Source organism: Erythrobacter sp. MTPC3, from assembly GCF_042854385.1.
In the GTDB taxonomy this organism is placed as follows: Bacteria; Pseudomonadota; Alphaproteobacteria; order Sphingomonadales; family Sphingomonadaceae; genus Erythrobacter.
Window position 1 is genome coordinate 195,425 of the sequence record NZ_BTGP01000004.1, and the last position, 17,726, is coordinate 213,150.

Consider the following 17,726-nt stretch of genomic DNA (forward strand, 5'->3'; position numbering starts at 1 on the left):
TCCACTGGTCGGGACGACTGGATTCGAACCAGCGACCCCCACACCCCCAGTGTGATGCGCTACCAGGCTGCGCTACGTCCCGTCCCAGTGGAGGCGCGGCCTATACGGCGATGGATGCCGCCATGCAAGCGCGATTGCACCACGCGGCGCGATGATTTCCGGCAAAAGGTTCGCCGGGGATGCGCAGGCTTGATTGCGAGGCGCTTGCAATGCTGCTAACCGCGCCCACTTGTAGCGAATGGGGAGGCTTCGCCCGGCATGGACGGAGCGATGACAAACCATCCGCGATTGACCGCAGATGTTTAGATGGGTTCGATAACACATGTTTGAAATTCTAGCCGCAGCAGGCGCCGCCGCAGGCGAAGCGCCGCCAGCATGGATCAACTGGCTGCCGATCATCGGCATGGTGGTGATTTTCTGGTTTCTCATCATCCGCCCGCAGATGAAGCGGACAAAAGAGCATCAGGCGAAAATCAGCGGTCTGAAAAAAGGCGATCAGGTCGTCACGCAGGGCGGCCTCGTCGGAAAAATTGCCAAAGTCGATGACACCTATGTAGAGGTCGACATCGCCAAGGATACTCGCGTCAAAGTGGTGAAGCACACCATTGGCGACATCATCCCGCCCGGCGGCAGCGCGGCCAACGACTGATCGCCTGACAGGCGGCAGCGAACGACCCTCCCGGATCACGACTGAGATATAGCGGCAATGCTTGATTTTCCCCTTTGGAAGAAGATATGGCTCTGGGGTCTGACCCTTGCAGCGGCAGCGATGGCGTTGCCTTCGCTTTTCAGCGCCGCGTCGGTCGAATGGCCCGACGCTTTGCCGCAGCCGACAGTCAATCTTGGCCTCGACCTTGCCGGCGGTTCTCACCTACTGCTCGAAGCTGACCCGAATGAAGTCGCGGCGCAGCGGCTGGAGAACATGGAAGAAACGGTGCGCGCAGCGATGCGCAATGCCGAACCGCGCATCCGCATCGGCGATGTTTCGACCGCTGACGGGCGGCTGTCCTTCATGCTCAATGAAGTCAGCGATATCGACCGGGCGCGCGGCATCCTTGAACCTGTCATGCAGGGACAGGACCTTGTGCGCGAATGGGACCTTGAAGTGATCGATACGCAGCGCATGGTCCTGATCCCGACCGATAGCGGGACCGACAGCGCGGTGAACGATGCGATGGAAAGCGCGACCGAGGTTGTGCGCCGCCGTATCGACGAGCTTGGAACGCGTGAACCCACAATCATCCGGCAGGGCGACACGCGGATCGTGGTGCAAGTGCCGGGTCTTGAAGATCCCGAGGCATTGAAAGAACTGCTCGGCCAAACGGCCCAGCTGGAATTCAAGATGGTCGATGACAACGCGCTCATCACCAATGTGCAGGCGGGCATCGCCCCTCCGGGAAGCCAGATTTTCCCTTATGCTGAAGGCAGCGATTTTGAAGGGCAATCGGTCGCGGTCAAACGGCTTGGCGGTATTCGCGGTGACAGCCTGACAGGCGCGCAATCGGGCATCAGTCCCGATACGAACGAAAACGTGGTCAATATCCAGTTCGACCAGCAGGGCGGTCAGCGGTTTGCCCAGCTTTCAACCCAGAACGTGGGCAAGAGGTTTGCGATCATCCTCGACGGGGAAGTGCTTTCCACACCGTCATTCCGCGAGCCTATCCTGGGCGGCGCGGCACAGATTTCGGGCAGTTTTACCGCCGAAAGCGCGAACAACCTTGCAATCTCGCTGCGGTCGGGCGCGTTGCCTGTTCCGCTTACCGTCATCGAGGAGCGCACGGTCAGCGCAGAGCTTGGCGCGGATTCGATCGAGCGCGGCATGCTCGCCATGCTTATCGGCAGTTTTGCCGTGATCGCCCTGATGATCGCAACCTATGGCCGGTTTGGTGTGTATGCGACAATTGCGCTGGTGTTCAACGTCCTCATCCTGATCGGAATCATGGCCGGGGTGCTCAACGCGACCCTTACACTGCCGGGCATTGCCGGGTTCGTCCTAACCATCGGTGCGGCGGTGGATGCCAACGTGCTGATCAATGAGCGCATCAGAGAAGAGCGTAAACGCGGGCGGCGCGTTATCGCTGCGGTCGAGAACGGTTATAAAGAGGCAACCCGCGCGATTTACGATGCCAACATCACGAACTTCATTGCAGGGGTGCTGTTGTTCCTGTTCGGCTCAGGCCCGGTGAAAGGGTTTGCCGTGGTGCTGGTCGCAGGCCTGTTCACGTCCGTCTTCACCGCTGTGACATTGACCCGCATGTGGGTCGCCGGTTGGCTGCGTGCCAAACGTCCTAGCGACATCAACGTTTGAGGAGGGGCTGAAACATGAAACTGCTCAAACTCGTTCCCGCTGACACCAACATCAAATTTCTGAAACTGCGTGTCCCGTTCTTCATCGTCAGCATGTTGCTGGTCATCGCCAGCTGGGCTGCGGTGCTGACGCAGGGCCTCAATTACGGCGTCGATTTTGCCGGCGGTCAGGAAGTGCAACTGACTTTTGAGCAAACCCAGCAGGCACCCGTTTCCGAATTGCGCGATCTGGTCGGCGGGCTGGGTTACGGCACCCCTGTCGTGCAGGAATTCGGCGCGCCCAATGTGGTGTCGATCCGTGTTCCGCTGCCTGCCGAGGTGGAAAACACGCCCGGCGCCGCCACCGAAATCGGCAATGAAGTCATCGCCCTGATCCAGAGCGAGTATGACGAGGTCCGCACAGACGGCAACAACACGGTTTCAGGCAAGGTTGCGGGCGAATTTCGTCAGGATGCCGTGCTCGCGCTCGCACTCGCGATGCTGGGCGTTGCGATGTATATCTGGATCCGCTTCGAATGGCAGTTCGGCGTGGGCGCGCTGTTCGCGCTGTTCCATGACGTATCGCTGACGCTCGGTATGTTTGCGATATTCCAGCTGGAATTCTCGCTCCAGATCATCGCGGCCATTCTCGCGATCATCGGTTACTCACTGAACGATACGATTGTCGTTTACGACCGCATCCGCGAAAACCTGAAAAAGTATCGCAAGATGCCGCTGCCCGAATTGCTCGATCTGTCGGTCAACGAAACGCTGGCGCGCACGGTCATGACATCGCTGACGCTGCTGGTGGCGCTGTTGCCGCTGTTGCTGTTTGGCCCGGCGAGCCTGTTCGGACTGGTCTTTGCGATCACCGCAGGCCTGTTCATCGGCACGTATTCGAGCGTCTATCTCGCCGCGCCGATCCTGATCTGGCTGGGCGTCAATTCCGACAGTTTTGTCCCGAAAGAGACTGAGGCGGATATTCAAGAAAAGAAAGCCCGCGGGCAGGTTTAATCCGCTTACTCCGCAGCAGTCAGCAGCCGGTCGTAATGGCTGGCAAGCTGCGCTGCGTTGTTTTCCCAGCTGAACCGTTCTGCAAACGCAGCGACATCTATCCGGCGGGGAGGGGCGTTTAACACCGCTGTAACGGCGTCTGCCACAGACCTTGCCGATAGATCGGGCAGCAAACGCCCTGCAACATCGCTGGTGATGACCTCTCGCGCGCCGCCCACATCGCCGGTGACGACCGGTGTGCCGCAGGCGAGCGATTCCACCCACGCATTAGCCAATCCCTCATTCGCGGTCGGCAGCACCATCACATCGGCGGCCGAGAGCAGCAGCGGCAACAGGTCGTGATCGATCGAACCTGCGAAATGCACCCTGTCTGCCACGCCTTTATCCCGCGTCAGATTGCGCAGCTTGTCCTCGTCCTCGCCTTTGCCAACCAGCACCAGCCGCGCGCCGGGGATATCGGGCAGCGCCTCTATGACGAATGCCTGCCCCTTACGCTCTATCAGCGCGCCGACGCACAGCAGCAGCGGCGCGTTGTCGGGCAGTTTGAATTCCAATGCGCTGGTGATCTGGCTGCGCAGCTGCGTGTGATCGAGAGGGCGAAACCGGTCACGGTCAAGGCCGGTGTAATGCACCGTGATCTTTTCTTTGGGCAGGCCCATCTCGGCCATATCTTGCTTCAATGCCTCGCTTACCGATAGCAGTCCGGTTGCCGCCTGTGCTGCTTCGCGGATTTGACCGGCGGCGCTTTCTTGCTTTCCCCAATACGTAATGTCGCTGCCGCGCGCTTTGATCGATAACGGTTTGTCCAATGCCGCTGCAATTTGTGCAGCGGCGGGACCATCGGGGAAGAAAAACTGCGCATCGACAATATCGACGGGATGCCGGGCATCGATGCTTTGAGCGAGGGGGAGGACCGCTTTTGCAATCGCGGCCGCATTGCGGCGTGCGCCGACTTTGGGGATGAGGGTAAAGCGGGGGCGGTGCACTGTGATGCCGTTTTCGCGGGCCGTGTCATCCAGCTGCGACAGCGCCTTGTACCGGCCAACCGCAACGGGCGGGATCCCGATTGGATTGATGACCGTAACCCGCCAGTCTCCGCGCGCTGCCAGCGCCTCTAATGAGCGCGCAACAAATGTTCCGAAACGCGGATTAACCGGGTTCGGATACAAGGTGCTTATGGCGAGAACGTGCTTCAATCAGGGTTCCAGTCCTACGTTTGTCTGTGTGCGCCAACGCTCGATAATGGCTGGGCAACAGACACGGTTAAAGCGTCCGGCTCATAATGGCCTCACCAGCATGACGGCGACGGCGATCCACGGCGGATTATCGACCACCTGCTGTTTCAGACCCGAACCAGGCGGCAATATCCCCACCAGCGTGCCGCGCCGGTCGATCAGGCGGCCAAAGGCAAAGCGTGCGCCGGGGCGCGGGACCAGGCAATCACGGTTAATGGCCTCTGCCGCGTCATCGGGCAAAAGCTCTTTTAGCCACAGCATATCGCCGGGACGAAACTCGCCGACGCTTTCAGTGACGGTCACGACCATCAGCGGTTTTTGTGCGGTGCCCGATGCGAGATCGGATGGCAACACCGCCTCTGCCGGGGTTTCCAGCGCCTCCGCCCCTGATGCGCCGAGCCGGGCGACCACTTTGGGTTGGGGCGCGGTGTCGGACCGGACAAGGCTTTCCGGGTCCACGTCCAGCGCGTGGCCGATACGGTCCATCCATTTGATCGACAGATTGCGCATCCCCGTTTCCAGTCGCCCGATGGTTTGTGCAGTGGTGGGCGGGTGACACGCCAGCGCCAGATCGGCGAGGGTCATCCCTTTGGCTTTGCGGATGTCACGAATGCGGTTGATCACGCAGCAATCTCACTTTTGAACCGAATAGGTGATTTATTGTTTCCTACATAGCCACGCCCATTGCAAGCGCATTCTTACCAATACGGTGAACGAAAGGGATAATCGATGCGCAAACTGGTGGAACGTGAACTGACGAGCGAAGGGCCGAACCGCAGCGATCCCGCAACGGGAAAGCGGCGGACAGTGACCATGAATGCCGGGGAAAGCCCGATAGAATGGCTCCATGCACGCGGCCATCTGGACCGGCGACTGTTCGACGCAGGCGAGGCGCTGCGCCGCGATTATGAACGCGCCCAGCTATCCCTCAGTGTGACGATGCGCTGGGATCCGGTGATGGTTAAAACAACCGGCGATCAGGGACTGACGGGCACTGAAAAACAGATCGCGGCAAAATCCCGCTTCGACGGGGCGATGGCGCTGGCGGGGAAGGGGCTGGAGGACGTGCTGTGGCGCGTCGTCTGCGCTGGCGAAGGCATTCCCGAAACGGAAAAGAGCCTTGGCTGGCCTGCACGAAGCGGCAAACTGGTGCTCAAATTCGCGCTCGAACGGGTCGCCGATTACTACCGGATCGCCTGACGCGAGTTGGAGAGTTGTCACCCGTGTCCTACATCAGAAAAACGAGCGGTTTCAGCATCTTGTGCTGTAGGACATGCATGACATGTTGGACAATGTGTCATGCGTTCAGGCCGCCGGATCGTTTCAGCCCTCGACCTGTTCGGCGATCATTAGCCAGCGTTCTTCCGCAGCGTCCTTTTCCGTCCGCGCATTTTCGATGCCTTTGGAAATCGTCGCGAAACGCTGCGGGTCTTTCTGGAAAAGATCGGGGTCGGCAAGGATCGCCTCGCCCTTTGCGATGGCTGTCTCCAGCTCCTCTATGCGGGAGGGGAGCAATTCGTAATCGCGCTGGTCCTTGTAAGAAAGCTTGTCCGATTTGCGTGCAGTCTGTTCGGCGGTTGCAGGTGCAGGAGACGGCGAGCGGGCAGCTTTCGATTTGCCGACGACGCGCTTTGCCCGCTTGGCCTCCCAATCCTCGTATCCGCCAGCCACGATATCGACCGAACCGGACCCGTCGAGGCCCAATGTCAGCGTTACCGTCCGGTCGAGAAAGTCGCGGTCATGGCTCACGATCAGGACTGTGCCGTCGAAATCGGCGATCACTTCCTGCAGCAGGTCGAGCGTTTCAAGGTCAAGGTCGTTGGTCGGTTCATCGAGCACGAGCAGATTGGCTGTCCGGGCAAATTCACGCGCCAGAAGGAGCCGCGACCGCTCGCCGCCGGACAGGATGCCAACCTTGGTATCGACGATCTTCGGGTCGAACAGGAAGTCTTTCAAATAAGCCTGCACGTGTTTGCGCGATCCCCGCACATCGATCCAGTCGCCGCCCTCGGCCAGAATATCGCGCACGCTGGCGCCGGGTTTCAGCAATGTGCGCTGCTGGTCGATCATCACCCCGGTCAGCGTGCGGGCGCGGGTGATGGTGCCGCTGTCAGGCTCCAGCTCTCCGGTCAGCATTTTGAGCAGTGTCGTTTTGCCAGCGCCGTTTGCGCCGACGATGCCGATCCGGTCGCCGTTCTGGATGCGGAGCGAGAAAGGTTTGATGATGGCGCGGTCGCCGTAACTCTTGGTGATGTTTTCCGCGACGATGACGGACTTCGATTTGAACTCGTCATCGCTGGCAAGTTTAAGCTTTGCCGCGCCGCTGTCGCTGATCATGGCTGCGCGGGATGCGCGCATCTTGTGCAGTTTTTCCAGCCGGCCCTGATTGCGTTTTCGCCGGGCAGTGACGCCGCGTTCCAGCCAATGCGCCTCGATCTTCAGCTTTGCATCGAGTTTATCAGCGGCGCGCGCCTCTTCGGCATAAACCTGTTCTTCCCAGGCTTCATACCCGCCAAAGCCGACTTCCTTGCGGCGCAGGGTGCCCCGGTCCAGCCAAAGCGTCGCGCGGGTCAAGCGTTTGAGAAAGGTCCGGTCATGGCTGATGGTGATGAACGCGCCTTTATACCGCGTCAGCCAATCCTCCAGCCAGTCAATCGCGGACAGATCGAGGTGGTTTGTTGGTTCATCGAGCAGGAGCAGATCGGGGTCCTGAGCCAGCGCCCGCGCAATCGCCGAGCGGCGTTTTTCGCCGCCGCTGGCGGTGGCGGCTTCACGGTTCATCTCGATCTTCAACTGCCCGGCAATCGCATCGACTTCGTATTCGGCAGGCGGATTTTCGCCCGACAGAGCAAAGTCCATCAATGTCTCAAATCCGCTGAGATCAGGGTCTTGTTCGAGAAAGACGATGCGCATGTTCGGCTTCACCCGGCGGATGCCGCGATCCATCTCGATCTGGTCGTCGATCACTTTGAGCAAAGTCGTCTTGCCCGCTCCGTTCCGCCCAATCAGCGCGAGCCGGTCGCCCGGCAGGACATGCAGATCAATCGGCTCGACATCGGGACCGCCGAACAGCCAGCGGCCGCCCTGCTGCAGGCCGAGCCCTTCGAGCGAGAGGATTGGTGGTTGAGCCATAGGCCGCGCCAAGTAGGCGAGGCAGGGACTCCCCGCAAGGTGGCGCGGCTATTCTCCCGCTGCGCCGTCTTTCTGCGCCTCGACCATGGCGGCCACATCTTGCAGCAAAGCGGGCGCATCGAAGACAATGCCGTCCTTGATCGTCCAGCGCACTCCGCCGACCGTTTCAAGCTGGTTTGTATCCCGGTTCAGCCGGGTATGACCGGTGCCATAAAGCACTTTAAGGTTGGACAGAGGGTTTTCCGGCACAATCACCAGATCGGCGAGCTTGCCTATCCTGATCGAGCCCATCGGCGGCTCAATGCCCTTGGGGTCGTAGATTTCGCGCGCGCCGTTGATTGTTGCGGCCTGGATGACTTCGAGCGGGGTCAATCCCGCCTCGCGCAGCATTTCAAGCTCGCCAATATAGGCAAAGCCCCAGGTCTGATAGATGAAACCCGGATCGGACCCGGCGGTCACACGCCCGCCGCGATCCTTGAATTCGCGGGTGAGGTCGAACCACTTGCGGTAAAAAGCGCGCCAGGCAACTTCGTCCTCGGTGCTCCAGTCGTGGTAATAGCTGCCGTGATTGGTAAGGCTGGGCGCGTAGAACCGCATGAGCGATGGCAGCGTATACTTGTCATGCCATTCCAGATTGCGTGCCTTCATCACGTCGCGGCTGGCGGAGTAGATGTTGAATGTCGGGCTGAGGGTGACGCCGCTATCGACCAGAAACTGGATGTATTTGTCCCACTCCTCGCTTCCCGGCTCGCCCACCTGATCTGCCAGTCTCGCCACCCACGCAAAGCGCGATTGTTCATCGAGGTAGTTGTAATCTGCCGGATATTGCGGCGAAGAACTGTCATCCAGCAGGCTTTCAAAATGCCCGTAAAAGTGCGTTACACCGTCAAGGCCAAGCTCCACCGCCTTGCGCGCATTCACCTCGGCAACGCCCCGCTGGCCGAGATGCGCAACCGTGCCAAGGCCCTGCGTTTCCGCCTCGTCAAGGATCGCGGCCAGCTCTGCCGGGCTTTCATTGTTGAAAAATTTGATCCCGTCATAGCCATTGGCTGCGGCCCAGCGGACCCACTCGCGGCCCCTTTCGGGGCTGTCTATCGGACCTTTGCCCCAGACGGTCCCGGGCACCTGATAGGCGAACAGGCGCGGCGCTGTGATCGTGTTGGCTTCGCTCCGGCATTTCTGGCTAACGGAGGGATCGTTCGGTCCCCACTGAAACGCAACGCCGCGCACGCTGGTAACGCCGTGGGCCAGCCACAGTTTAAAGCCATAAGAGGGCTGCGGAGCCTTCGCCGGGTCGCCGTGGTGGCCGTGCGTGTCGATAAAGCCGGGCAGAACATACATGCCGCCTGCCTCGATCACGCGGTCAGGCTCGACGCGGGCACCGCCGCCGCGCACAATCGCGGCGATGCGGTTGCCCTTTACCACGATGTCCACCGGACCTTCGGGCGGGGCGCCTGTTCCATCGATCATGGTCGCACCGCGAATGAGCAATGTCTCATACGGTCCTTCGCCTTCGCCACCGGGCCTGTCCGGCACCGCTTCCATCACGGGCTGCGCGGTGGCCTGCGCCAGAACGGGCGCACAAAACGCGATTGCGGACGCAACCAAGGCTTGTTTGATCATGGAAAATTTCCCCCTCTTCGCCGCAGCAATAGCGCGGCGCGGCACTTTTTGAAATTGCGCCGTTCATTCCGCTTAAATGATGCTAGTGTGATGGAAAGCATCAGGAGGACAGTTTGATGAAATCATTGATTTTTCCCGCCGCACTGGCAATCGCCGCGATGGCCGCATCGCCCGCCGCAGCCGCAACGGTCGAAATTGAGGCCGATGGCCCGGTTATTGAATTGTCGGTCTTCGAAAGCGTCACCGCTGCCCCGGATATTGTGACCATCGGGGCCGGCGTCAGCACAGAGGCGCGCACAGCGGTCGAGGCGCTGCGGCAAAACTCTGCCCAGATGCGGACCGTCATCGAACGATTGAAATCGCTTGGCGTGGATGAACAGGATATCCAGACGACCGGGATCAATCTGAATCCGCGATACGATTACGAGCGCAACACTCAAACGCAGGTTTTTCGGGGCTATCAGGTGTCGAACCGGGTCAGCGTGAAGCTGCGGGAGATTGATGAAACGGGCGAGATACTGGATGCGCTGGTCACGGCAGGCGCAACCGATCTTAGCGGGCCGGTTTTCGCTATCGAAGATGACGCGGCGGCCAAGGATGAAGCGCGCAGCCGCGCGGTCGAGCGGGCGCAGGCGCGGGCCGGTGCCTATGCCTTGATGCTGGGGTATGACGGCGTGCAGGTGCTTTCCATCAGTGAGGCAATCGCGAACAGCAGGCCCATGCAGCAAATGGTTGCGCGCGATGCGATCATGGAGACAGGCGCGCCCGCCAGCGCCCCAGTTCAGCCGGGACAGGTCAGCACCGGTGTCAGCCTCACGATCAAATACGAAATGGTCAATTCTGGTGAAAGCGACTGATTTGCCGCTGAACTGCGCCCGCATACGCCATTCACGGCCTGTTCAACGCGCAAACCGTAGTGCAAGAGCCGACTTATGAAAGCTCCTCCCCTTCTTCTCGCCGCACTCGCGCTGGCCGCTATTGGCGCTGCACCCACAAGTGCGGCGGCGATTGGCGCGCAGGAACAGTCGCGCACCGATCAGGGTGAGGCGCGTAAGGAAATGCGGGCGGGCAACCAGCTTTCGCTGCGCGAGATTGAAAAGCGCGTTTTGCCGCAAATGCGCGGCGCAGAGTATCTCGGCCCTGCCTATGACGCGACTGCGCGCGCCTACCGGCTTAAATTTATCCGCGATGGCCGGGTGACATATGTCGATGTCGACGCGCGCACCGGCCGCATCATCAATCGCTCACGCTGACTTGGAACCGTTGCAACTCGCCATTCATTGGTGGACAGCTAGCGGCACAGACGGTGCCGTCAGCTTGACGTGCCCCGTGCAAGAGCGCACGAGTTTGGCAATTAATTTAGCGAATTCTGGTGGACTATGCGCATCCTGATTGTCGAAGACGAACCTACACTTGGTCAGCAATTGAAATCGACGTTGGAACAGAATGGCTATGCCGTCGATCTGTCCACTGACGGCGAAGATGGTCACTTTCTTGGCAGCACAGAGGAATACGATGCGTGTATCCTCGACCTTGGCCTGCCAGAGATTGACGGGCTTTCCGTGCTGGGCATGTGGCGCAAAGAGGGACGCGATTTTCCCGTTCTGGTGCTGACCGCGCGCGACAGTTGGTCGGATAAGGTCGCAGGGCTTGATGCAGGTGCCGATGATTACCTTGCCAAGCCGTTCCAGACCGAAGAGCTTATCGCTCGTCTCCGTGCGCTTATCCGCCGGGCTTCGGGTAACACCTCGTCCGAGTTGACAGCAGGTAGTGTTCGCCTCGACACGCGCTCGGGCCGGGTCACGCGGGACGGGGAACCGGTCAAACTGACGGCGCAGGAATACAAGCTGCTCAGCTACCTCATGCACCACAAGGGCAAGGTGGTAAGCCGCACCGAACTGATCGAGCATATTTACGATCAGGATTTCGACCGTGATTCGAACACGATCGAAGTGTTCGTCACCCGTATCCGCAAGAAACTAGGCGCAGAGGTAATCACTACGATCCGTGGTCTCGGTTACAGCCTCGACGACCCCGCAGACGCACCTCGGGCGTAAGGGCACGCAGGCCGGCGTTCCGCATGATGGCGGGACGGCTGGCAATGCGGACCCGGCGCCTGCTGCGGATGCCGGCGATGCGCCTGACACGCTGAAACGATTGCGGCAGCCGCGCCGCGGCAGTCTTGCACGGCGGATGGTGCTGATCGCGGCGGGCTGGATATCTGTTCTGCTGATCGGCGGGGGCATTGCTCTTGACCGGACGCTGACCAACCAGATTGAACAGAGTTTCGATGATCAGCTCGAATACATCCTGACAGCGATGATCGCATCGGCAGAGATTGATCCGCTGGGCGAGGTGTATTTCAACCTGCGTCTGGGCGATCAGCGGTTTCTGGAGCCTAACAGCGGGCTTTACTGGCAGATCAGCGGAGGCGAATACGAACCGTGGCCATCGCGCAGCCTTTGGGACCGCACGCTTGAGCTGGAGGGCGATCATTTCGACAATGACGCGCATTTCTACGATTCCAGCCAGTTCGAAGGGGAACCGCTGAGGATTGCGGAACGCAGCGTTATCCTGCCGGGCAGTGAAACCCGCTGGACCTTTGCGGTGGCGAGCGCGACCGAAGAGCGCGACTTTCAAATCCAGCAGCTGCGCCTGATCCTGATCTGGAGTTTTGCGGCATTGGCGCTTGGCCTGATTGTCATGGCACTGTTGCAGGTCCGCTATGGTCTCTCGCCGCTACGCCGGGTCCGTGCGGCGATCTCCAAACTGCGCTCGACGGGCGAGAACCGGATTACCGAGCCTTTGCCGAGCGAGGTTCAGCCCCTGGTGGAGGAACTGAACGGACTGCTCGCCCATTCCGAAACACAGGCGGAGGAGGCGCGGATGCACGCCGGCAATCTGGCCCACGCGCTCAAGACACCGCTGACCGTGCTGACCAACGCCGCGACCGCGCATGATCCCAATCTGTCAGAGCTTGTGCGGCGCGAGACGAAGACGATGCAGCGCCATGTCGAGCACCATCTTGCCCGTGCCCGCGCAGTGGGACGGCGCGCCGCGGGGCTCTCTCGCGCGGATGTATGGCCGAGCGTGGAAAGCGTTTTGCGCGCGGTCACACGCATCCACGAACATGCACGCTTTGACCTGGACGGAAACAAAAAAGCGGTTGTCTCGATTGAGCGTCAGGATCTTGACGAGATACTCGGCAATCTGATCGAAAACGCGGCCAAATATGGCGGCGGAAGCGTGTTTGTGACCGTCGATGCCGTGCCGGACAGCGATGATTGCCTGATCTGGGTCGAGGATGACGGGGCGGGAATACCCGACAGCGAACGCACTCGGATTTTTGATCGCGGGGCGCGGCTGGATACAGGCAAACCTGGAACCGGTCTGGGCCTTGCCATCGTGCGTGACGTTGCGGAGATTTACGGCGGCGATGTCACCCTGATGGAGAGCGAGGATCTGGGCGGATTGCTGGTCGAGCTGCGCCTGCCGCGCGCCTGATTACAGGTCCGCGATCCGACATCTCGCGCCGCTTTACGCTATTCGCCGCGCGCCTGTTCGTGGTGGCGGATCACCTCGTCGATGATGAAGCGCAGGAACTTTTCGCTGAATTCAGGGTCAAGGTCGGCCTCTTCGGACAGCTTCCTCAGCCGTTCGATCTGGCGCGCTTCGCGTGATGGATCGGCAGGCGGCAGTGTGACCTTCGCCTTATACCGGCCGACAGCCTGCGTGATACGAAACCGTTCTGCCAGCATGTGAATGATCGCAGCGTCGATATTGTCGATGCTTTTGCGATAGATAGCCAGCTGCGGGTCGTCAGCGGTGGAAGGGTGCATTTCATTGGACATCACTTGCAAGGCTAGCAGCAATTCTGCGCTTGCCAAGCGAATGACGCTCCCCCAAAGCCGCAATCATGACTGCTGAAGTCGTCCCCCTGCCGCGCAAGCGGCCCACACTCGACCCGATGTTGTCGCTGACTGCCAGCGGCATGAATTCGGTCAATTCTGTCATTCTGGACCGGATGCAGAGCGACATTCCGCTCATCCCGCGCCTCGCCGGGCATCTCATTTCCGGCGGCGGCAAACGGCTGCGACCAATGCTGACGCTCGCCGGGGCAGAGCTGGTCGGATATCAGGGCACACGTCATCACAAATTGGCGGCTGCGGTTGAGTTTATTCACACGGCGACGCTGCTGCATGACGATGTCGTGGACGGCAGCGAATTGCGCCGCGGAAAAGCGGCTGCGAATATCATTTTCGGCAATCCGGCGACGGTTTTGGTTGGCGATTTCCTGTTCAGCCGCGCTTTTGAATTGATGACCGAGGATGGGTCGCTGCGGGTGCTGAAAATCCTCAGCAACGCCAGCGCCGTCATTGCCGAGGGTGAAGTGTCGCAATTGACGGCGCAGCGCCAGATCGAAACGAGCGAGGAGCGCTACCTTCACATCATCGGCGCAAAAACAGCGGCACTTTTCGCCGCGGCAAGCCAGATCAGCGCTGTGGTCGCTGAATGCGGTGAAGAGCAGGAGCGTGCTCTCGAAGATTACGGGCGCAACCTTGGCGTGGCTTTCCAGCTTGTCGATGACGCGATCGATTACGATTCCGATGCCGCCGAAATGGGCAAGGATCAGGGCGACGATTTCCGCGAAGGCAAAATGACGCTGCCGGTCATTCTGGCCCATGCGCGCGGGTCAGAAGAAGAGCGCAAGTTCTGGAAAGCCGCAATCTCGGGCCACCGAACCTCAGACGATGATCTGGCTCACGCTATCACGCTGATCGACAATCATAACGCGGTCGAGGACACCCGGCAGAAAGCGCGCCATTACGCGCAGCGCGCAATCGATGCGATTTCGATTTTCCCGGAAAGCGCGGCGCGCAATGCGATGGCAGAAGCGGCGCAATTCGCAGTCGCGCGCGGATACTGATCAAACCAAACCCCGACTTCGCTGGGTGAAGCCGGGGCCTGATCGTTTCACAATGTGCCGCGCTTACTGGCGGGTTGCAGTCCACCGTATTACGCTGCCGTCACGCGGATCGGTACCGACAGCTGAAAGCGTTGCTCCATCGACCGTCATGTCGAGCACGTTGATGACTTCCCCGTCGCGCGTGTATGTTTCACGGTAGGTGTTGTCTCCCGTTTTTTCGACCGCGATCATGCCGCCTGTCTCGTCGCCCTCAGGCACAACCGCTTCACCGCCCAGGACTGCTGTGTAGCCGCCGCTGTTCCCGGTGCTGGTGATGGTATCGCCGTCGATTGCATAGCTGAACAACAGTCCGGCATCGCTCATTTCACCCAGATCGCTTACGGCCCATTCGCCAGATGCCGCGTGGGCACCATCGGGTCCAGCTGCCGCAAGGGAGTAATTGGTTGAACCTTCAACCATTTCATCGCCGTCCATATTGGTCCAGTTGATGGTCATGGTGTCACCGCCTTCGCCGACGGTCCAGACCGATTTGCCAAGCTCTTTCTCACCAAGGCGGGATGCGGACTCGATCGTCATATCATCAACCACAGTGACTTTGATCGCGTCGACGCCGGGGCGGTCGACTGTCTGCCATTCACCGTCTGCCGCGATGGAAAATGGCGGCAGGCAGCTGTTGCAGGTGTATTGGCCATCAGCGATCAGATAATTGTTGTTCGAATTTTCGAATTCCGCAGAATCGATATTGGCTTTCCACGTGCCAGCCAGCCCGGTTGTTGTCGCGGGTGCTTCTGCTTCGGTATCGGCAGCTTCGCTGCATGCGGTCACGCCCACGGCGAGTGTCATTGCGGCAAAAGCCGTCATCATAGTTTTCATGAATTTCCCCAATCAGTTTCAGCCTGCCTCCACCGCTATTGCGATGTCAAAAGGCGTGTCGTGCAACTGCGACCCCGAGATGGAAGCTATCAGCAATTGCCGGGTTTGACCAAGCCATCACCCCGGTTTTCAGGATTGCCAAGCGAAGTGAAAGACTTGCGCATTTGGGGATGCCTCCGCGGCAAGCTTGTGCGAAGAGAATGCCGTGTCTGACCGCCTGCCAATCAGCGATGTATTGCCCGAAATTCGCACCGCGCTTTCCGAATCGGGGGCGGGGGTGCTGATCGCTCCTCCCGGCGCGGGCAAGACGACCGCTGTCGCCCCTGCATTGCTCGAAGAAAGCTGGTGCGACGGGACGATCATCATCACCTCCCCGCGCCGGGTCGCCGCCCGCGCCGCTGCTGAACGTATGGCGCAGATGCTGGGCGAGAAACCGGGCCAGACCGCCGGTTACATGACGCGGCTTGATAGCAAGGTGTCATCGGCCACCCGCATTCTGGTCGTCACCGAAGCGATCCTCGTCAACCGGTTGGTGGATGACCCTGAACTGCCCGGCGTTTCTGCAGTGCTGTTTGATGAAGCGCACGAACGCCACCTCGACAGCGATCTGGGATTAACACTGGCGCTGGAAACCCGGTCGGTGCTGCGCGAAGACCTGCGGGTGCTTGTCATGTCGGCGACGATTGACGGCACCCGGTTTGCGCGCCTGCTGGGCGAGGACGCGGCTGTTATTGAAAGCGAGGGGCGCAGTTACCCGCTTGAGCTGCGCTGGCTGGGCAGCGATGGGACGGCTTCGGTTGAAGATCAGGTCGCGCGCGGAATAATGACCGCATGGAAAGAGCAGGAGGGCGATATCCTAGCCTTCCTTCCCGGAATGCGAGAGATTGAACGCGCCCGCGAACGGCTGGAGCCAAAGCTGCCCGAAACGCCGATCCTTGCCCTGCACGGGCAGGTCGATCCGGCTTCCCAGCGCGAGGCAATTCGTAAAGACCCCGGAGGACGGCGCAGGATCGTGCTGGCGACGGCTATCGCGGAAACCTCCCTTACCCTGGACGGAGTTTCGGTCGTCGTCGATAGCGGCCTTGCGCGGTATGCAGAACATGACCGCGCCGCCGGAACTACGCATCTGGTGACTCGCCGTGCCAGTCAGGCTGCGGCCACACAAAGGGCAGGGCGCGCTGCACGGCAGGGACCGGGCATCGCCTATCGGCTGTGGGAAGAGGGCGGACATGGCGGCAGGCCGGCATTCTCGCCGCCGGAAATCGATATCGCCGATCTCGCGCCGCTCGTGCTGAAGCTGGCGAAGTGGGGGGCTGTGAACCCTTCGGATATGCCGTGGTTGGATGCACCGCCTGCCGCCTCAATTGCGGCTGCGCACGCCAGTCTCACCGCCCTTGGCGCGCTGGACGATACTGGCCGGATCACCGCGTGGGGTGATGACATCGCGTCGATGCCGATGTCGCCCGATCAGGCCGCAGCCGTGCTGCACGGAGCATTGGCAGGATGCGCAGAAGAGGCGGCGCGTTTGATCATGCTGGTTCAGGAGCGAGGGCTTGGCGGGCGCAGCGAAGATCTGGCGCAGCGGCTGAACGGCTGGAAGAACGATCGTTCGCGCAGGGCGCAAAGCGCGGCGCAGATCGCTGCCGGGTGGGCGAGGGCAGCCGCAAAGGCGGACCTTGGGACAAAGAGCGCCGCCCATGATGCCGCAGAATGCCTTGCGATCGCCAGACCTGACTTCGTGGCCAGGCGGCGTGACAAGAGCGGCGAGCAGTGGATTACGGCTGGCGGTCGCGGATTTCAGCTGGACCCGGCATCGCCGCTTGCCTCTGCCGAATGGATCGTCATTGCCGATGCGCAAGGGCAGGCGAAAGGCGCGCGGATCACCGCCGGGATTGAAATTCCGGCGCGCCGGATTGAAATTATCTTTGCAGACCGGGTCGAAGAACGTTCTATCCTCAGCTGGAACACCGATGCAGACCGTGCCGAGGCGCGGTGGGAAAGGCGGCTGGGGGCGATCACGCTGTCACGCGGGCCAGACCCGCAGCCCGATGCGGACGCAATGGCCGCATTCCTTGTGGATAAAGCTCTGGATAGGTTGGGGGAACTTTTCCCGGCTGGCTTTCTTGCCCGCGCGCAATTTACAGGTGTCGATGCTCTTGGCGAAGGCGCTCTGCGCGAGGATGCTGATTTGTGGTTGACGCCGCTGCTGACAGGGCGACGCGATCTTTCGGTTTCGCCGCAAAGGTTTGCTGACGCGGCGCTCGCGCGGCTCGATTGGAACACGCGGCAGAAATTCGAAGCGGAAGCGCCGACACACTTTGCCTCTCCCGCAGGAACGCGCCATCCCATCGATTATGCAGGCGACGATGCGCCCAGTGTAGAGGTTCGGGTCCAAGCGCTTTTCGGGCTCGACACGCAGCCGATGATCGGACGCGTCCCGCTTTTGCTTAAACTGACCAGTCCTGCCGGAAGACCGATCCAGTCGACCAGAGACTTGCCGGGTTTCTGGAGGGGTAGCTGGGCTGATGTCGCGAAGGATATGAAAGGCCGCTATCCCAAGCATCGCTGGCCGGATCAGCCGTGGACGGAAAAGCCGAGCCTGAAAACGAAAAACGCCTTCAATCGCAGCTGAGTTT

General features: G+C 60.5%; 16 protein-coding genes and 1 tRNA gene. 10 read left to right on the forward strand and 7 right to left on the reverse strand.

The window, feature by feature from the left end; translation table 11 throughout:
- Window positions 1-5: 5 nt before the first annotated feature.
- Window positions 6-82, reverse strand: a tRNA-Pro gene (locus ACGHU1_RS07570).
- 240 nt (window positions 83-322) lie between these two features.
- On the opposite strand from ACGHU1_RS07570, the gene yajC reads away from it, so the two are divergent.
- From yajC to secF, 3 genes are read left to right on the forward strand one after another with little or no spacing between them, the layout of a single operon-like run.
- Complete coding sequence (yajC, locus tag ACGHU1_RS07575) at window positions 323-649, forward strand: preprotein translocase subunit YajC (protein WP_390585279.1); 327 nt, start codon at window positions 323-325, stop codon at window positions 647-649.
- A gap of 57 nt (window positions 650-706) precedes the next feature.
- Window positions 707-2,308, forward strand: coding sequence for a protein translocase subunit SecD (gene secD / locus ACGHU1_RS07580; RefSeq protein ID WP_390585282.1), 1,602 nt, complete (start codon window positions 707-709; stop codon window positions 2,306-2,308).
- 14 nt (window positions 2,309-2,322) lie between these two features.
- On the forward strand, window positions 2,323-3,300 hold the full coding sequence (gene secF / locus ACGHU1_RS07585) for a protein translocase subunit SecF (RefSeq protein WP_390585284.1): 978 nt from the start codon (window positions 2,323-2,325) through the stop codon (window positions 3,298-3,300).
- Between the two features lie 5 nt (window positions 3,301-3,305).
- Here the strand turns inward: secF and ACGHU1_RS07590 are convergent, their stop codons facing one another.
- Together ACGHU1_RS07590 and ACGHU1_RS07595 are read right to left on the reverse strand one after the other, a co-directional pair.
- Window positions 3,306-4,496, reverse strand: a complete 1,191-nt coding sequence (locus ACGHU1_RS07590; RefSeq protein WP_390585286.1) for a glycosyltransferase — start codon at window positions 4,494-4,496, stop codon at window positions 3,306-3,308.
- A gap of 81 nt (window positions 4,497-4,577) precedes the next feature.
- Complete coding sequence (locus ACGHU1_RS07595) at window positions 4,578-5,159, reverse strand: helix-turn-helix domain-containing protein (protein ID WP_390585288.1); 582 nt, start codon at window positions 5,157-5,159, stop codon at window positions 4,578-4,580.
- A gap of 105 nt (window positions 5,160-5,264) precedes the next feature.
- Here ACGHU1_RS07595 and ACGHU1_RS07600 point away from each other — a divergent pair, with 105 nt between their 5' ends.
- On the forward strand, window positions 5,265-5,735 hold the full coding sequence (locus tag ACGHU1_RS07600) for a DUF6456 domain-containing protein (RefSeq protein ID WP_390585291.1): 471 nt from the start codon (window positions 5,265-5,267) through the stop codon (window positions 5,733-5,735).
- Between the two features lie 123 nt (window positions 5,736-5,858).
- Here ACGHU1_RS07600 and ACGHU1_RS07605 read toward each other — a convergent pair whose 3' ends face one another.
- Both ACGHU1_RS07605 and ACGHU1_RS07610 read right to left on the reverse strand, forming a co-directional pair.
- On the reverse strand, window positions 5,859-7,667 hold the full coding sequence (locus ACGHU1_RS07605) for an ABC-F family ATP-binding cassette domain-containing protein (protein WP_390585293.1): 1,809 nt from the start codon (window positions 7,665-7,667) through the stop codon (window positions 5,859-5,861).
- 48 nt (window positions 7,668-7,715) lie between these two features.
- Window positions 7,716-9,290 carry an amidohydrolase family protein gene (locus tag ACGHU1_RS07610; RefSeq protein WP_390585296.1) on the reverse strand — a complete coding sequence of 525 codons (1,575 nt, stop codon included), beginning with the start codon at window positions 9,288-9,290 and terminating at the stop codon, window positions 7,716-7,718.
- Between the two features lie 116 nt (window positions 9,291-9,406).
- On the opposite strand from ACGHU1_RS07610, the gene ACGHU1_RS07615 reads away from it, so the two are divergent.
- From ACGHU1_RS07615 to ACGHU1_RS07630, 4 genes are all read left to right on the forward strand, one after another.
- On the forward strand, window positions 9,407-10,147 hold the full coding sequence (locus ACGHU1_RS07615) for an SIMPL domain-containing protein (protein ID WP_390585299.1): 741 nt from the start codon (window positions 9,407-9,409) through the stop codon (window positions 10,145-10,147).
- A gap of 75 nt (window positions 10,148-10,222) precedes the next feature.
- Entirely contained in the window at window positions 10,223-10,543 is a 321-nt protein-coding gene (locus ACGHU1_RS07620; RefSeq protein ID WP_390585302.1) for a hypothetical protein, read from the forward strand.
- 126 nt (window positions 10,544-10,669) lie between these two features.
- A complete protein-coding gene (locus tag ACGHU1_RS07625; protein WP_390585304.1) occupies window positions 10,670-11,347 on the forward strand; it encodes a response regulator transcription factor in 678 nt (225 codons plus the stop codon).
- Window positions 11,298-12,794 (forward strand): sensor histidine kinase, encoded by a 1,497-nt coding sequence (locus tag ACGHU1_RS07630; RefSeq protein WP_390585306.1) that lies wholly within the window; start codon window positions 11,298-11,300, stop codon window positions 12,792-12,794. Before ACGHU1_RS07625 ends, ACGHU1_RS07630 begins: the two co-directional genes overlap by 50 nt.
- A 38-nt stretch (window positions 12,795-12,832) precedes the next feature.
- Here the strand turns inward: ACGHU1_RS07630 and ACGHU1_RS07635 are convergent, their stop codons facing one another.
- Window positions 12,833-13,141 carry a chorismate mutase gene (locus ACGHU1_RS07635; RefSeq protein WP_390585565.1) on the reverse strand — a complete coding sequence of 103 codons (309 nt, stop codon included), beginning with the start codon at window positions 13,139-13,141 and terminating at the stop codon, window positions 12,833-12,835.
- A gap of 65 nt (window positions 13,142-13,206) precedes the next feature.
- On the opposite strand from ACGHU1_RS07635, the gene ACGHU1_RS07640 reads away from it, so the two are divergent.
- Window positions 13,207-14,217, forward strand: coding sequence for a polyprenyl synthetase family protein (locus tag ACGHU1_RS07640; protein ID WP_390585308.1), 1,011 nt, complete (start codon window positions 13,207-13,209; stop codon window positions 14,215-14,217).
- Window positions 14,218-14,280: 63 nt separating this feature from the next.
- Here ACGHU1_RS07640 and ACGHU1_RS07645 read toward each other — a convergent pair whose 3' ends face one another.
- Entirely contained in the window at window positions 14,281-15,090 is an 810-nt protein-coding gene (locus ACGHU1_RS07645) for a hypothetical protein (RefSeq protein ID WP_390585310.1), read from the reverse strand.
- Between the two features lie 205 nt (window positions 15,091-15,295).
- Here ACGHU1_RS07645 and hrpB point away from each other — a divergent pair, with 205 nt between their 5' ends.
- Window positions 15,296-17,722, forward strand: coding sequence for an ATP-dependent helicase HrpB (hrpB, locus tag ACGHU1_RS07650; RefSeq protein WP_390585312.1), 2,427 nt, complete (start codon window positions 15,296-15,298; stop codon window positions 17,720-17,722).
- Window positions 17,723-17,726 lie beyond the last annotated feature (4 nt).

Bases quoted from the DNA above. Each gene is read 5' to 3' on its own strand.
- yajC (WP_390585279.1), top strand. From the start codon at position 323: ATGTTTGAAATTCTAGCCGCAGCAGGCGCCGCCGCAGGCGAAGCGCCG.
- secD (WP_390585282.1), top strand. From the start codon at position 707: ATGCTTGATTTTCCCCTTTGGAAGAAGATATGGCTCTGGGGTCTGACC.
- secF (WP_390585284.1), top strand. From the start codon at position 2,323: ATGAAACTGCTCAAACTCGTTCCCGCTGACACCAACATCAAATTTCTG.
- ACGHU1_RS07600 (WP_390585291.1), top strand. From the start codon at position 5,265: ATGCGCAAACTGGTGGAACGTGAACTGACGAGCGAAGGGCCGAACCGC.
- ACGHU1_RS07605 (WP_390585293.1), bottom strand. From the start codon at position 7,667: ATGGCTCAACCACCAATCCTCTCGCTCGAAGGGCTCGGCCTGCAGCAG.
- ACGHU1_RS07610 (WP_390585296.1), bottom strand. From the start codon at position 9,290: ATGATCAAACAAGCCTTGGTTGCGTCCGCAATCGCGTTTTGTGCGCCC.
- ACGHU1_RS07615 (WP_390585299.1), top strand. From the start codon at position 9,407: ATGAAATCATTGATTTTTCCCGCCGCACTGGCAATCGCCGCGATGGCC.
- ACGHU1_RS07620 (WP_390585302.1), top strand. From the start codon at position 10,223: ATGAAAGCTCCTCCCCTTCTTCTCGCCGCACTCGCGCTGGCCGCTATT.
- ACGHU1_RS07625 (WP_390585304.1), top strand. From the start codon at position 10,670: ATGCGCATCCTGATTGTCGAAGACGAACCTACACTTGGTCAGCAATTG.
- ACGHU1_RS07635 (WP_390585565.1), bottom strand. From the start codon at position 13,141: ATGTCCAATGAAATGCACCCTTCCACCGCTGACGACCCGCAGCTGGCT.
- ACGHU1_RS07640 (WP_390585308.1), top strand. From the start codon at position 13,207: ATGACTGCTGAAGTCGTCCCCCTGCCGCGCAAGCGGCCCACACTCGAC.
- ACGHU1_RS07645 (WP_390585310.1), bottom strand. From the start codon at position 15,090: ATGAAAACTATGATGACGGCTTTTGCCGCAATGACACTCGCCGTGGGC.